At 61.0% G+C, this 12,727-nt stretch carries 16 protein-coding genes; all 16 read left to right on the top strand.

Annotated elements, in window-relative coordinates; all coding sequences use genetic code 11:
* Positions 1-3 precede the first annotated feature (3 nt).
* The 16 genes from LPU83_RS46770 to LPU83_RS46695 are packed head-to-tail and all read left to right on the top strand — an operon-like array spanning position 4 to position 12,725.
* The gene (locus tag LPU83_RS46770) at positions 4-252 is read left to right on the top strand and encodes a hypothetical protein (RefSeq protein ID WP_037069431.1); all 249 of its coding nucleotides are present in this window, start codon (positions 4-6) and stop codon (positions 250-252) included.
* A gap of 2 nt (positions 253-254) precedes the next feature.
* The gene (locus LPU83_RS46765) at positions 255-575 is read left to right on the top strand and encodes a hypothetical protein (protein ID WP_037069428.1); all 321 of its coding nucleotides are present in this window, start codon (positions 255-257) and stop codon (positions 573-575) included.
* The gene (locus tag LPU83_RS46760; RefSeq protein WP_037069424.1) at positions 575-1,195 is read left to right on the top strand and encodes a phage adaptor protein; all 621 of its coding nucleotides are present in this window, start codon (positions 575-577) and stop codon (positions 1,193-1,195) included. Before LPU83_RS46765 ends, LPU83_RS46760 begins: the two co-directional genes overlap by 1 nt.
* A 36-nt stretch (positions 1,196-1,231) precedes the next feature.
* A complete protein-coding gene (locus tag LPU83_RS46755; RefSeq protein ID WP_051509080.1) occupies positions 1,232-1,618 on the top strand; it encodes a phage tail fiber protein in 387 nt (128 codons plus the stop codon).
* A gap of 4 nt (positions 1,619-1,622) precedes the next feature.
* Positions 1,623-2,990 carry a hypothetical protein gene (locus LPU83_RS46750; protein ID WP_037069422.1) on the top strand — a complete coding sequence of 456 codons (1,368 nt, stop codon included), beginning with the start codon at positions 1,623-1,625 and terminating at the stop codon, positions 2,988-2,990.
* Positions 2,990-3,775 (top strand): tail fiber protein, encoded by a 786-nt coding sequence (locus LPU83_RS74045; RefSeq protein WP_051509079.1) that lies wholly within the window; start codon positions 2,990-2,992, stop codon positions 3,773-3,775. Before LPU83_RS46750 ends, LPU83_RS74045 begins: the two co-directional genes overlap by 1 nt.
* 40 nt (positions 3,776-3,815) lie before the next feature.
* Positions 3,816-4,544 (top strand): glycoside hydrolase family 108 protein, encoded by a 729-nt coding sequence (locus LPU83_RS46740; protein WP_051509078.1) that lies wholly within the window; start codon positions 3,816-3,818, stop codon positions 4,542-4,544.
* Positions 4,545-4,546: 2 nt separating this feature from the next.
* A complete protein-coding gene (locus tag LPU83_RS46735; protein ID WP_037069419.1) occupies positions 4,547-5,047 on the top strand; it encodes a 3TM-type holin in 501 nt (166 codons plus the stop codon).
* Positions 5,047-5,340: a hypothetical protein gene (locus tag LPU83_RS46730; RefSeq protein ID WP_051509077.1), complete on the top strand. Its 294-nt coding sequence runs from the start codon at positions 5,047-5,049 to the stop codon at positions 5,338-5,340. Before LPU83_RS46735 ends, LPU83_RS46730 begins: the two co-directional genes overlap by 1 nt.
* Entirely contained in the window at positions 5,340-6,842 is a 1,503-nt protein-coding gene (locus LPU83_RS46725) for a hypothetical protein (RefSeq protein WP_037069416.1), read from the top strand. Before LPU83_RS46730 ends, LPU83_RS46725 begins: the two co-directional genes overlap by 1 nt.
* Positions 6,843-6,874: 32 nt before the next feature.
* Positions 6,875-7,096, top strand: a complete 222-nt coding sequence (locus LPU83_RS46720; protein WP_037069413.1) for a hypothetical protein — start codon at positions 6,875-6,877, stop codon at positions 7,094-7,096.
* Positions 7,077-7,451, top strand: a complete 375-nt coding sequence (locus LPU83_RS46715; protein ID WP_037069410.1) for a hypothetical protein — start codon at positions 7,077-7,079, stop codon at positions 7,449-7,451. The genes LPU83_RS46720 and LPU83_RS46715 overlap by 20 nt, the downstream gene beginning before the upstream one ends.
* Positions 7,452-7,457: 6 nt before the next feature.
* Positions 7,458-8,552 carry a tail fiber domain-containing protein gene (locus LPU83_RS46710; RefSeq protein WP_037069407.1) on the top strand — a complete coding sequence of 365 codons (1,095 nt, stop codon included), beginning with the start codon at positions 7,458-7,460 and terminating at the stop codon, positions 8,550-8,552.
* A complete protein-coding gene (locus tag LPU83_RS46705) occupies positions 8,552-10,054 on the top strand; it encodes a hypothetical protein (protein WP_051509076.1) in 1,503 nt (500 codons plus the stop codon). Before LPU83_RS46710 ends, LPU83_RS46705 begins: the two co-directional genes overlap by 1 nt.
* Positions 10,054-11,148, top strand: coding sequence for a hypothetical protein (locus LPU83_RS46700; protein WP_037069403.1), 1,095 nt, complete (start codon positions 10,054-10,056; stop codon positions 11,146-11,148). The genes LPU83_RS46705 and LPU83_RS46700 overlap by 1 nt, the downstream gene beginning before the upstream one ends.
* A complete protein-coding gene (locus LPU83_RS46695) occupies positions 11,148-12,725 on the top strand; it encodes a hypothetical protein (RefSeq protein ID WP_051509075.1) in 1,578 nt (525 codons plus the stop codon). Before LPU83_RS46700 ends, LPU83_RS46695 begins: the two co-directional genes overlap by 1 nt.
* Positions 12,726-12,727 lie beyond the last annotated feature (2 nt).

Genomic DNA, 12,727 nt, shown 5'->3' with positions numbered 1-12,727 from the left:
AGAATGATCGAAAAAGGCACTTTCGCAGCGACCGGCCAAAGCCCGGTAGTCGTCGGCAATAAGGTCTACGTTGACCTGACATTTGCCGGCGCCGCGACCGTCGCTGTTGAATGGCAGGTAGACGGTACGAACTGGCGCAAGCTCGCTGACAAGACCGCGAGTGAGCAGTTTGTGATCGACGCTGGCGGCGTCCCCGTGCGCCTGAATTGCACGGCATTCACGAACAGCGTGTCTTACGCCCTGAAGGTGTGATCATGAAGAAACTCCTCTCCCATGATCCGCTGACAGGCATTTCCAATGTCTTCCACTACGACCCGAGCGTAGATGAGCAGAACTTCGTCATCCAGACGGTGCAGGAAACCACGCCAATCATTGAGGCGAACAAGGCCGAAATGCAGAAATCCGCCGCCCTTGGCAGCAGCGGCAAGGAAACTCTGGTCAAGGTCGCCTCGATCCCGTTGACAGTCTATTTCGAGCTCAAGCGCAAGGGCCTTACCAACGACCCCGTGGCGATGAAGCGTTGGCTCAACGATCCTGACAACCGTTTCTTCCGCACCCGTGAAGGGACTATCTAATGTCCTTTGAGAACTATGGCGCGCTGACGGTCGAGATCGCTGACTGGCTTAACCGCGAAGATATCGCCGCGCGTATCCCGTCTTTTATCAGGCTGCTCGAAGCTCGTGTCAGCCGCGAGCTCCGCACGCATGACATGGTGAAGCGCGCCACCGCGACGATTGACGATGACTACTTTGTCGTGCCGGCGGATTGGCGCGAGACGATCGGGCTTTTCCGTACTGTTGACCCCGAGCCGCTGGAGTTTGTCAGCGTCGCCAAGTCCCTGGAACTGCGCCGCGACTTCCGTGCCGGAGGTTTCGCACCGAGGTTTTACACCCATATGGATGGCAAGTTCTTCCTGATGCCGTCGCCGGGTGGGGACACAGACGTTGAGTTGATCTATCGCGCCTCCGTCCCGTCGCTGGCAGGCAATACCAGCACGAATTGGCTGCTGCTGAAGAGCCCCGATCTCTATCTGTACGGCTCGCTCGCGGCGGCGGAACCTTATCTGAAGAACGATGAACGCCTGCCCATGTGGAAGGCGCTCTCCGACGAAATCCTGATGAAGATGCAGTTGGAAGCCGACCGCGCATCTTTCCCCCAAGGCAAGCTGTCAGCCAAATTCAAGTCGTTTGGCTAATCACTTGTGTTTCTGACAATCGATTGAGGAAAAGACATGGCAAGCTTCACCGACTACCTCGAAAACAAAATCCTCGGCCACGTCTTCGGCGGCGTGCCTTACACTAAGCCGGCAACGCTTTATGTCGCCCTCTTCGTCACTCCTACTGACGATGCTGGCGGCGGTATCGAAGTCACGGGTACGGGCTACACGCGCGTAGCTGTCGCCTTCTCGGTCGCCGGCAACGTCGCCAGCAATTCCGCCGAAGTTGTGTTTCCCGTCGCCGGGGGCGTTGGCTGGTCAACTGTCACGCACGGCGCAATCTTTGATGCTGCCACGGGCGGCAACATGCTCGCGCAGGGAAGCCTTGCCTACCCGAAAGATGTCGGGGCGGGCGATGTTTATTACCTGCCGATCGGCAACCTGACGCTCTCGTTGGATTAGGCCGATGACGGTGTCTAACACCCTCGCCGCCAATCGTGGCGCCGTTCCAAGCTCGGCTTGGTCACTCGCGGGAACGTTTACCGGGAGGCGGCACCACTATGCCCACCCGGCGGGCGATATCAGCGACCTCCAGACCGTGGACGTGGCTTACTTTTTCAGTGCCGGCGCTCTGACAAATTCGTCCGTTGTCATGATCAAACGCTTCATCGAATACCCTGCTGGCGTCTTCTACCCTGTCACGTGGGGCGGCGCGACTTCTGTCACAATTCAGCCAGGTGCTCAGGTCGTTTCGGACCCGGTGGCCGGGCTCACGATCCCTAAGGGTGCGAAGTTTTGGGAGCGTACTGTCAGCCTCCAGACGACGCAGTTTTTCCCTGTCATCCTATTGCCGGCCAACTTCACGACACTCGGCATTGACGACGCTCTCGGCGGCGGCGATCTCGGCAACAGCGGTAGTGTCGTTCCGTCGGCGATCAACGCCACCATCGGCTCTGTCGCAATCTTCGGCACTGTCAACGCCGTCCCCGACGCCGTGCGTAGCTTCGTCCTACTTGGCGACGCGCCGACGTATGGCACTGGCGATGACACAAGTGTCGGTGTGAAGGGTGGCTCGGGTTGGCTCGAACGCCTGCTTGACAAGCCGGGTTATCCCTATGTCAACACCGCTATGGGCGCGCAGTCCGCTCAGCAGTTCCAGTTCCAGTTGGCTAAGGTCAACACGATACTCGCGGTGTTTGGCTTCACCGATGTTGTCGTAAGCTTCGGCCTTGAGGACTTGCGGACGGGCGGGGTTATCTCAGATATCCTGAACCTCTACGGCAACATCTTCATCCAGCCGAACATCGCCAACAAGTACGTTTGGCAGACAACGATCGGACCCTTCACGTCGAGCACCGACAGTTGGGCGACGGTCGCCAATCAGACGCCACGCACTGACAGCAATCTCTCGCAACTGACAAGCTTGAACGCGCTGATCCGTGCGAAGCGTCCGGGTGTTGATGAAGTCCTCGATCTCGCCGACGCGTCGATGTCAGCGCGTGACAGCCTCAAGCATATCGCGCCGCCCGCCGGCACGTCGAACGGCCGTGATTTCAACTCGACCCGCGCTGAGTTCATTGCCGCTCATCTCGTGGGCCACTTGATCACAGACCGGTTTGACATGGCGGCTTTGGGCAACTTCGCGGCAAACGGTGACACCAAGTCGCAGATATCCGCGACGTGGTCAGCGCAGTCGGATGTTGCCTTCGCGGCGATCGTGAAGACCGCCTTGCGCCTCAATCTCGTGGGCCAAACCAACCTGACATTCAGCGGTCGCGGGCTTTGGAACTCGATCCCTGACAACCCCTCGATCTGGACGGAGGTCAACCCTTAATGGCTGACGCATTCACAACGAACTTCAATTTCACCAAGCCCGAGCAGGGCTTCAGTATTGACACGTGGGGCGGCAAGCTCAACGGCAACTCCGACCTGCTTGATACGGTCCTTCGCGCGATCGTGCCGACTGGCGCTGTCTTCCCCTATGCAGGGGCTTCTGCGCCTTCAATGTTCCTCCTCTGCAATGGCGCCGCTGTCAGCCGCACGACTTACGCCGCGCTCTACGCTGTCATCGGCACGGGCTTCGGCGCGGGTGATGGTACGACCACCTTCAACGTGCCCGATCTCCGTGCTCAGTTCCTTCGCGGCCTCGACGCGGGCAAGGGTGTGGATACCGGCCGCGTGCTTGGCACGACGCAAGCTGACAGCATTAGGGCGCACAGCCACACGGGCACCACGGTAGCCGGCGGCGCGCACACCCATACGGGTTCCACTGATGCTCAAGGGAGCCACACCCACTCGGTGGCTGCGAACGGCGCGACCGACGCGCAGGGCAATCACGCCCACGGGCTCGCCCACGCGCCGGCTCCCGGTGGTGTAGAGCCGTGGAATGCCGGTGCTGGCGGTGACTGGCATGTTAACTACGCTGGCGCGACTGAGTACGCAGGCAATCACGCCCACAACGTATCTGTCACGGGCGTCGCCTACGCGGCCGGTGCCCACACCCACAACGTGACGATCAACACGGGCGGCGACCACACCCACACCTTCACGACGGCCAACACTGGCGGCGCGGAGACTCGCCCGACAAACGTCGCTGTCAACTTCATTATTCGCACCTAATGTTGTGTTTAAAACACAACAACTATGGTAGGAAACAATCATGAAAACGAATTATGAAAACTGCCTCGCGATCACCCTCAAGTGGGAAGGCGGCGACGTGAACAACCCCGCCGATCCCGGCGGTAAAACGCGTTGGGGCGTCACTCAGGCGACCTATGACGCGTGGCGCGTTTCTCAGAAGCTCGCCAAGAAGTCTGTCTTCGTTATGACAAAAACTGAAATGCTCGCTATCTATAAGGCGAACTATTGGGATGCTGTCAGCGGTGACACGCTCGCCGTGGGCGTCGATCTCGTGACATGGGACTACGGAGTCAACTCTGGCCCCGCCCGTGCGAAGAAGACCCTCCTGTCAGTTGTCGGCGGCACCGCTGTCCAGACAATTCAGAAGCTCTCCGCCAAGCGCCTGTCATTCTTGAAGGGCCTGACAACTTTCAAGACCTTCGGTAAGGGCTGGTCGAGCCGCGTCGCCGACGTGGAAGCTCGCGCTGTCAAGATGGCGCTCGGCTCTAGCCAGGCTACGAAGGGCGCCTTGCTCGCCGAAGCTGACAAGGCTGCGGGCAAAGCTTCTCTGAAGACGAAGGCTGCGGGCACCACGGGCGCCGCCAGTGCGGCATCAACCACCGTGCCCCATAACGTCGATCAATACCTGTCGTGGGGCATCCTCGGCCTTATCGCCGTAGGTGTTAGCGTCGCCGTCTACCTCACGTGGAAGGCCCGCCATGACAAGGAACGCGCTGCGGCTTACACCCGCGTCGCGGAGGAGGTCTAAGAATGCCTATCGCAATCCTCCTCCCAATCCTCGCTCAGATCGGTGCGCCGATCCTGAAAAAGCTCCTGACAGACACCCTTCCCGACGGGCTCGCAAAGGACTTGTCAGGGCAGGTTCTTGACACGATCGCTGGCAAGCTCGGCGTCGAGCCCACGGCCGAAGCAATTAAGGCAGCCCACGACTCCGACCCCGACGCCGTGACAACTGCTGTCAAGGAAACAGAAGCTCAGATGAGCACCCTTCTTGTCCAAGGACGCGATGGGCTGCTCGCCCGCGAAGATGCCCGTGGCAACTGGTTCTCGTGGGCATGGCGTCCGGCTATGTCGTGGCTGATGATCTGGATGTGGACTTGGAACACCACGATCCTGCCGTTCCTCAACGCGGCCTTCAAATCCGCCCTTCCCGCCGTGCCCTACGACACCCTGATTTCGTTCTGCGGAATTTGGCTCGTCATCTACGGCGGCGGTCACACCCTCAAAAGCGTTTTTGGAAAGGCCGTCTAATGCCCGACAATGAAACCACGGCCTTGCACGAGCGCGTTGTCACGCTGGAGCATTGGCGCATCCAGCTTGACATCGCCAACGCTCGCGCCGAGGAGCAGCGCAAGCACCTCGACCAGCGCTTCAACGACCTTGACAAGAAGGTCGATACGATGAGCTCCAACCTGGATAGCAAAGTCACCAAGATCAACGACAGCTTGACATGGATTGTCAGGCTCGTGCTCGGCTTTGTCATCCTCGCCGTGCTCGCCATCGCGCTCAAGAGCGGTGTCACCATTCCGGGGGCGCTCAAGTAATGGCGAATGATCTGCTCCCGGTTCAAATTCCCCCCGGCGTCGTGCGCGGAGCAACCCCGCTCGACGCTAAAGGCCGTTGGTGGGATACGAACCTCGTCCGCTGGAGGAACGGGGTTCTCGAACCTATTCGCGGTTGGTCAAAAATCCACGCGACGGCCTTTGCCGATCGCGTGCGCAAACTTGACGTGTGGCGGGCTAATGACAACACCCGCTTCATCATGACAGCGACTGACAAGAAAATCTTCTCGAACTATGACGGCAGCTTCGTTGACGTAACCCCTGCGGGTTTGGTCACGAGCCTGCCGGCGGCTGCTTACACTGGCTTTGGTGTCGGCCCGTTCGGCAAAGAGGCATTCGGTACGGCCCGCGCCCTGCCTTCCTTCAATATGCAGATCACCGCCCCCTACTGGTCTTTGGCCCGTTGGGGTGAGGACATGCTTTCGGTTCTCTCGGTTGATGGCAAGCTCTACCAATACGACGTGACGAACGCGAATAACCCCTTCACGGCAATTGCTGGCGCGCCGGTCAAGAACGCGGCGGTGCATGTGACTCCCGAAAGGCACGCGATGCTTCTCCAAGTCGGGGGCAATCCACGTCGCGTAGGCTGGTCTTCGCGTGAAAACAACGCCGATTGGAACTTCGCCAGCACGACAAACACGGCGGGTTATCTCGATCTCGAAACCTCGACTCCGCTCCTGAAGGCCATCGACAGCCGTGCGGGAACCCTCGTCTTTTCGTCCTCTGACGTGTTCCTCATGCAGTACGTCGGGCTCCCCTACGTCTACGGCCGGCAGTGGCTCGGCAAGTCGCGGCTGCTCAATCCTGACACGCTTGTCAACGACAACGGCAACGTCTTTTGGTGGTCGCCTGACGGCTTCAAAATGTTCGACGGCGGCACGATCCGCACGCTCGATTGTCCTGTTTGGGATTACGTCATGTCCCGTGCGGACCTGAATTATCTCCGCGTCTACGCACACGGCGGCTCGATGGGTGTCTACCCTGAAATCTGGTTCTTCTACCCGTCGAAGGAAAGCGGCGGTCGGTGCGATAGCTACGTGATGTTCAACTATATCGAGGGTTGGTGGGCGATCGGCTCGCTGGCACGCTCCGCTATGGTTGGCGCGGATGCTGACAGGTTCCCTTACATGGCCGGCGAAGACAACTTCGTCTACCGCCATGAGGACGGCTGGTCAGGCGAAGGCCGCAACGTCTACGCGGAAACCTCGGCGCTGACGCTCGGGGTTGGCGCTCGCACGATGGATATCAAACAGGCCCTCGTGGCGAACGGTGCGGGCTATGACAGCCTCCGCCTCCGTTTCTACACGAACCTCGCCCCTGAAGGCGCTGGCCGCGAGTTCGGACCCTACAGCCCTCGCCCCGACGGGTATACCGACGCCCGTGTCAGCGGCCGTGACATCCGCGTGCGTTTCGAGGCGACCAAAGACGAAGACTGGAGCATGGGCGAGCTTCGCCTTGATTGGTCGATTGGCTCTGGCCGCTAAATTGTGTCTTGAACACAAGGAGTTGTTCTGATATGGTCAATTTTAATCCGCCCCCCACTCCGCCGGGCCAACTGTCAAATTACCTGACAAGCCTCGTGGAGACCCTGAAGCGGGCGCTCCTCCCCCTGATTTCCAAAGACGAAGCTATCGATCGGATCATTTTGCTCTCCCCTAGCGGCAAGAGCTTCAATGTCCGTGTTGATGACAGCGGCAACCTGACGACAGAGGTCAACGATGGCAAATCCCGCCTCTGATGAAATTCTCGCCAAGCTCCATAAGGGCTTGGCTCTTCCTTGGGTTGACAAGGACTTCGAAGGTATCAAGGCCGATCTCCGTGCGGGAAAGCTGCAAGCCTTCTGGAATGACCGTGCATTGGTCCTGACAGAGATTTGTGTCAGCCCCCGCCGCCGGTTCCTCAACATCTACATGGCCGCTGGAAAGATGGCTGATGTCTTCGCGCTCCAGCCCGACATGGTTGAGTTCGCACGGGAGAACGGCCTGACAGAATGTCAGGGGCTAATGCGGCCGGGGTGGGCGCCTCATCTGAAAAAGCGCGGGTGGTCCAAGTGGTACGAAACTTGGCATCTTCCTCTCGAACATTGGGACTAAACACGCATGGCAAGCTCCCCAAGCACGCAGACGACCATCAATAAGACCGAGCTTCCCGATTGGGTGGATAAGGCCGGACAGGAGAATTTGCAGATCGCGAACGATCTCGCCTCCCGTCCGTATGAGGGCTACAACGGCAGCGTGACAGCCGGCCAGACCGATCTTCAGCAGCAGGCGAACACGAACGCCAGCCAGAACGCAAACGCGTGGCTTCCGACGATGAACGGCGCCGTGGACGCGACGAAAGCCGCCACGACCTACACACCGCGCTCGTTCCTCTCTGGAAACGTCGGCGACTACATGAACCCCTATCTGGATCAGGTCGAGAGCCGTGCGGTTGACAACGCAGGCACCGCTTTCAAGAACAACCTGAATACGATTGGTGACACCGCGATCTCTGCCGGCGCTTTCGGTGGTTCTCGCCAAGGTGTGGCCGAAGGCGTCGCCGCTGCTGAAAACGCACGTCAGGTCGGCGATCTGTCAGCGCAAATTCGCGCGCAGGGCTTTGACACGGCTTCGGGCCTTATGGAAAACGACGCCAACCGCGATCTTCAGGGCCAGCAAATCCGCACCCAAGCCGCCGGCCAGCTTGGCGATCTTGCGACCGCCGGCAACACTCTGTCAAACCAGAACTCGGCGCTTCTGTCAGCACTCGGCCAGTCGCAGCAGCAGACCAATCAGCAGGGTCTTCAGGAGCAGTACGCGAAGTGGCAGGAGCAGCAGAACTATCCGCTCCAGCAGCTTAACCTTCGTCTCGCTGCCCTCGGTGCAACACCCTACGGCGGCACGCAGTCGCAGACTTCGACCGCGAGCGGCGGTGGCAACACTGGTATGTCAGCGATCGGCGGCTTCCTCGGCATTCTGCCGTTCCTCGGCGGTCTCTCCGATGAGCGTGACAAGACTGACATCGAAGAGCTCGGTAAAGACCCCGAGACCGGCCTGACAATCTATGCATACCGCTACAAGGGCGACCCGAAGAACACCCCGAAGGTCGTCGGCCCGATGGCGCAGGAAGTCGAAAAGAAATGGCCCGGCTCCGTGCGCGAGATCGGCGGGCACAAGATCATCAAAGCCAACCTCGGGTTTGGCGGAGGCGCCTAATGCCCTTTCTTGACAACCTCCGTTCCGGCATCATCGAAACGGCGAACTCTCTCGGGATGAACCCCGAAGACCTCGCCACGATCATGTCATATGAGACTGGCGGCACCTTCAATCCAATGAAGCGCGGCCCGACTACGCAGTACGGCCAGCACGAAGGACTTATCCAGTTCGGTCAGCCGCAGCGGGCCGAATACGGCGTGGACCTCTCCAGCAACGACGCCGCCCGGTCGAGCCAGCTTGGCGCCGACGGTGCGGTGGCGAAGTATTTCCGTGCTCACGGTTGGCAGCCAGGCATGTCAGGACTCGACGCCTATTCGGTTGTCAACGCTGGTCGCCCCGGCCGCTACAACGCGAGCGACGCGAACAATGGTGGAGCTCCCGGCTCTGTCTCTGACAAGTGGTCTAATCAGATGGCAGGCCACCGCGCTAAGGCTCAGAGCCTCCTTGGTGGGGGCGAGCCATCCGACATTCCTTCTCAGGGTTTCACCCGTGAAGCCCCGCAGGATACCAGCCGCTTTCAGGCTTCCAGTGATACCCCCGCGAACGTCCAGACTGTCAACACGCAGAACGTAACGCCTCGGGCTCCTACGCCTTCGCCGGAAGGTTTCTTGTCTCGCCTCGGCTCGATGCTCGTCAGCCAAGCGAATGCTGGCGAACTCCCGCAGGAGCCGGCCCTAAACGCAGTCGCGGAGCAAGCCAGTTCGCATCAAGTCAACACGTCAGACCCGCTAGGGGAACAGCAAATGCCAAGCTTAATCGACCGCCTGCTTCAGGGCGACATCGGCGGTTTCCGCGACAACGTGCAGGGATTTGAGCAGGGCGTGGGCCAGCCCACTCAGGGCGTCCCGGCTGATATGGGCACGGCTCCGCAAGTGTCACCGACTGGTGACGCAAGCTCGGCGCCGGCTGGCCTGACCCCCGCGCAAGCCGCTCTTCTGCGCAATTATCCGAGCCCGCAGCAGCGTGCGGAAACCATGCAGCAGTCGCAGCAGCAGCCGGGTCAAGGTGATCCGCGCACGTGGACGATGAGCGATATCATGCCGCAGAGCTTCAACCTCATGTCACCACCCGTTGACATGACGCCGCAGCAGCCGCCCACGCAGCCTCTTCCCGCAGCGCCGAACCAGCGCTCGGGCGTTATGTCTGACGAGTTCACGCAGAACCCGGCGCCAGCCATGCCGCCGCTCGACGCGCCGCGTACTGTCGGGCCTGCCCCGGCCATTGCGGGAGTACAACAGCCGGCGCCGATGCAGGGACCGAACCAGCCCGCGCCCATGCAAGGCCCGAACTTCCCGCAGCTTCCTCAAACCGGCCCTGTGCCAGCGACGAAGCCGAACGCGAAGAAGGCGTTTGACACGATGGGCTTCCTGTCGGCGCTCGGCAGTGTAGCGGCCGCTTTCGCCGGACCCGGCTCGCCGGAAATTCACCCCGCGTCTCTCAGCGGTGTTTCGCACCGCCCTGACGGCTTCTCTGGTCTCCCCATGCCAAAGGGACTTCTCTAATGGACTTTCAGAACATTCTCTCCGGTCTCCAGCAGCCCCAAGACCCGACCGCGACCGATCCGAATACAGGCGCGCCGCAGGGCGACGTTTACAACGCCCGTATGGACTCGCTGCGCAATATGTCGGCACTCTTCCTCGCCGCCGGCCAGTCGATGAGCGGCGCGCAGCGTGCGCAAATCCTGTCTCAGCTTGGCAATGCGGGCGACCCCACGAAGTCGCTCTACACGCAGGCGCAGGCACGGCTTATGAACGGTCAGGCGCAGGAAGCGCAGCGCAAGCGTGACAGTCGCGCGAGCTCCCTCGAAGCACTGCGCGGGCAGGACATTTCTAACTTCGCCACCGATCGCGAACAGTCGCTCTACAAGCTGTATCTCGACGCGGGCGATCCTGACGGCGCTCTCGACGTGCTGTCCAAGGCCAAGGCGGCAAACTCCGAAGCCGTGCCGCTGCAAGACGGCTCGACCGTGACACGCGGCGTCGGCCTCGCAAACCGGCAGAACTTCAACAAGACCTACGCCCCGGTTCTTGACGCCACGCCGCAGGCCGTCGCGCAGGGTCAGGAAGCACTCGACGCGATCGACGGCGGGCTTTTCTCGGGCGCCATCGGCGAGCAGAAGCTTGCCGCTTCGAAGCTCCTCGAAGCCTTCGGCATTGACACGGGCCAGCGTGACAAAATCCTCAATTCGGAGCGTGTCAACGCCGCGACGATGGACGCTGTGCTCGGCCGTATGCAGCAGCTTGGCGGTAACGACTCCAATGAAGAACTGAAGCGGATGCAGGCTTCGCTTGCTGGCGGAAATCTGGAGCCCGAAACGCTGCGTGACAACATGCGCCGCTACATCAAGAACAAGATTGAGGCGGGCGTGCGCGCAAACGAGCAGCTTAAGCGCCTGACAGTCGGCGGTCAGATGGAGTACGGCGGTCCTGTCACCTTCACCCCTGACAAGATTTGGGACAGCAACTATCGCTCGCTTTACGATCGCGTGACGGGCTCGGGGGCTCAGGCACCCGCCGCCCCCGCTGGCGACGCTTCCACGGCGGCGCCCGCAGGAAACAAGACTAAGAACGGTGTAACCTGGAGCCTCGGTCAATAATGCCTACTCTCACGATCAACGGCCAGCGCGTAACGGTTGGCGACGAATTCCTGAAGCTCTCCCCCGAAGAACAGAACTCGGCAGTAGACGAGATTGCCGCGTCTCTGCCGGCCGCTGGCACGCAGACAGCAAAGCCGGCCGCTGACAACCTCGATTGGGGCGACGTGCCGGGACAGGCGCTCAACAACCTCATCCCGAGTGCCAAGCAGGCGGGCTCGGATTTGGCGCAACCTTTCCTTCACCCGATCGACACGGCTAAAGCTCTCGGTCAGGTGGCGGGTGGCGTAGCCGCCAAGGCCGGTATCGGCGATATGGATCAGACTGCCGCTGACTCCGTGGGCAAGTTCTTCACTGACAGGTATGGCAGCGAGGAAGGCTTTAAGCGCGCCGTCGCTCAAGACCCTGTTGGTGTTCTGTCAGACCTGGGCACGGTCATGTCTCTTGGCGGCGGTGCAGCGGTACGGGCTCCCGGCGTCGCGGGCAAAGCAGCCAGCTTGGTCGCCAAGGCAGGCGAGATCGTTGATCCTGTCAGCGCGGCAGCACGTGTTGGCACGGCTGTCGCGGCTCCTGTCGCTAGGGCCGCAGGGCGCGGCGCGGCGCACGTCCTCGGCGTGACAACGGGCGTGGGTGACGCTCCTATCCGCGAACTGACCCGCGCAGGCAGCGAGGGCAACCGTGCGGCGCTGGAGCAGCTTCGCGGCGCCGGCAACTCACAGGACATCGTTGACGACGCCCGTGCAGCCTTCGGCGAAATCCGTGACGATCGTGGCGCTCAGTACGTGCAGGATATGAACCACGTTTTCAGCGACACTCAGCCTTTGGCCCTGACAGATGTCACGCGCCAGATCGCCAACGAAAGGGCGAAGGTCTACCCAACTGGCAAGATCGCGAACGACGCGGAAGCCGCCAGCACGCTCGACCAGATCAACAGCGTCGTCAACGAAGCGAACCAACTCGGCGACCTGACACCACGCGGGCTCGACAGCCTGAAGCGCCGTATTGACGCCATCGGCCAATCTGCCGGCGGTTCGTTCTCCAAGGGCATCGCCAACCGCATCAGCGGCTCGCTGATCGATACGGTGTCCACCCGTCACCCTGACTACCGCACGGGCCTCCTCGGCTACACCAACCGCTCGCGTGACCTGACACAGATCGAGAAGGAACTGTCAGTCCACAACGCCAACGACAACACGACGCTTCGCAAGCTCCTGTCGTCGCAGCGCAACAACGTCAACACCAACTTCGGCCGGCGCGGCGAGCTCGTGAACGACTTGGCGGCAAAGCGTCCCAACCTGCCGGGACAGATCGCGGGTGCGTCGATGAGCAGCGCTATGCCGACTGGCTTGGCTCGCATCCTCGGGCCGGGAAGCGCGGCAGCGGCAGCATACTACGCGGCTAACCCGTGGGCACTCGCGGCGCTCCCCGCCGCCTCACCTCGCCTGATGGGTGAAGCAGCGTACAAGGTCGGCCAAGCCGCCGGTGCGCTTTCGCCGACGCAAACCCGTATCCTCGGCCGCACCTCTTATCAGGCCGGCCGTGCTTCTGACGAAGCGAAGAAGAAAAAGGGAAGCAAATAAGC

The sequence above is a fragment of the Rhizobium favelukesii genome (assembly GCF_000577275.2).
Classification (GTDB): domain Bacteria; phylum Pseudomonadota; class Alphaproteobacteria; order Rhizobiales; family Rhizobiaceae; genus Rhizobium; species Rhizobium favelukesii.
The sequence above is the reverse complement of the archived record's forward strand: the minus strand, read 5'-3'. Positions and strand labels throughout refer to the sequence as shown.

Bases quoted from the DNA above. Each gene is read 5' to 3' on its own strand.
- LPU83_RS46770 (WP_037069431.1), top strand. From the start codon at position 4: ATGATCGAAAAAGGCACTTTCGCAGCGACCGGCCAAAGCCCGGTAGTC.
- LPU83_RS46765 (WP_037069428.1), top strand. From the start codon at position 255: ATGAAGAAACTCCTCTCCCATGATCCGCTGACAGGCATTTCCAATGTC.
- LPU83_RS46760 (WP_037069424.1), top strand. From the start codon at position 575: ATGTCCTTTGAGAACTATGGCGCGCTGACGGTCGAGATCGCTGACTGG.
- LPU83_RS46755 (WP_051509080.1), top strand. From the start codon at position 1,232: ATGGCAAGCTTCACCGACTACCTCGAAAACAAAATCCTCGGCCACGTC.
- LPU83_RS46750 (WP_037069422.1), top strand. From the start codon at position 1,623: ATGACGGTGTCTAACACCCTCGCCGCCAATCGTGGCGCCGTTCCAAGC.
- LPU83_RS74045 (WP_051509079.1), top strand. From the start codon at position 2,990: ATGGCTGACGCATTCACAACGAACTTCAATTTCACCAAGCCCGAGCAG.
- LPU83_RS46740 (WP_051509078.1), top strand. From the start codon at position 3,816: ATGAAAACGAATTATGAAAACTGCCTCGCGATCACCCTCAAGTGGGAA.
- LPU83_RS46735 (WP_037069419.1), top strand. From the start codon at position 4,547: ATGCCTATCGCAATCCTCCTCCCAATCCTCGCTCAGATCGGTGCGCCG.
- LPU83_RS46730 (WP_051509077.1), top strand. From the start codon at position 5,047: ATGCCCGACAATGAAACCACGGCCTTGCACGAGCGCGTTGTCACGCTG.
- LPU83_RS46725 (WP_037069416.1), top strand. From the start codon at position 5,340: ATGGCGAATGATCTGCTCCCGGTTCAAATTCCCCCCGGCGTCGTGCGC.
- LPU83_RS46720 (WP_037069413.1), top strand. From the start codon at position 6,875: ATGGTCAATTTTAATCCGCCCCCCACTCCGCCGGGCCAACTGTCAAAT.
- LPU83_RS46715 (WP_037069410.1), top strand. From the start codon at position 7,077: ATGGCAAATCCCGCCTCTGATGAAATTCTCGCCAAGCTCCATAAGGGC.
- LPU83_RS46710 (WP_037069407.1), top strand. From the start codon at position 7,458: ATGGCAAGCTCCCCAAGCACGCAGACGACCATCAATAAGACCGAGCTT.
- LPU83_RS46705 (WP_051509076.1), top strand. From the start codon at position 8,552: ATGCCCTTTCTTGACAACCTCCGTTCCGGCATCATCGAAACGGCGAAC.
- LPU83_RS46700 (WP_037069403.1), top strand. From the start codon at position 10,054: ATGGACTTTCAGAACATTCTCTCCGGTCTCCAGCAGCCCCAAGACCCG.
- LPU83_RS46695 (WP_051509075.1), top strand. From the start codon at position 11,148: ATGCCTACTCTCACGATCAACGGCCAGCGCGTAACGGTTGGCGACGAA.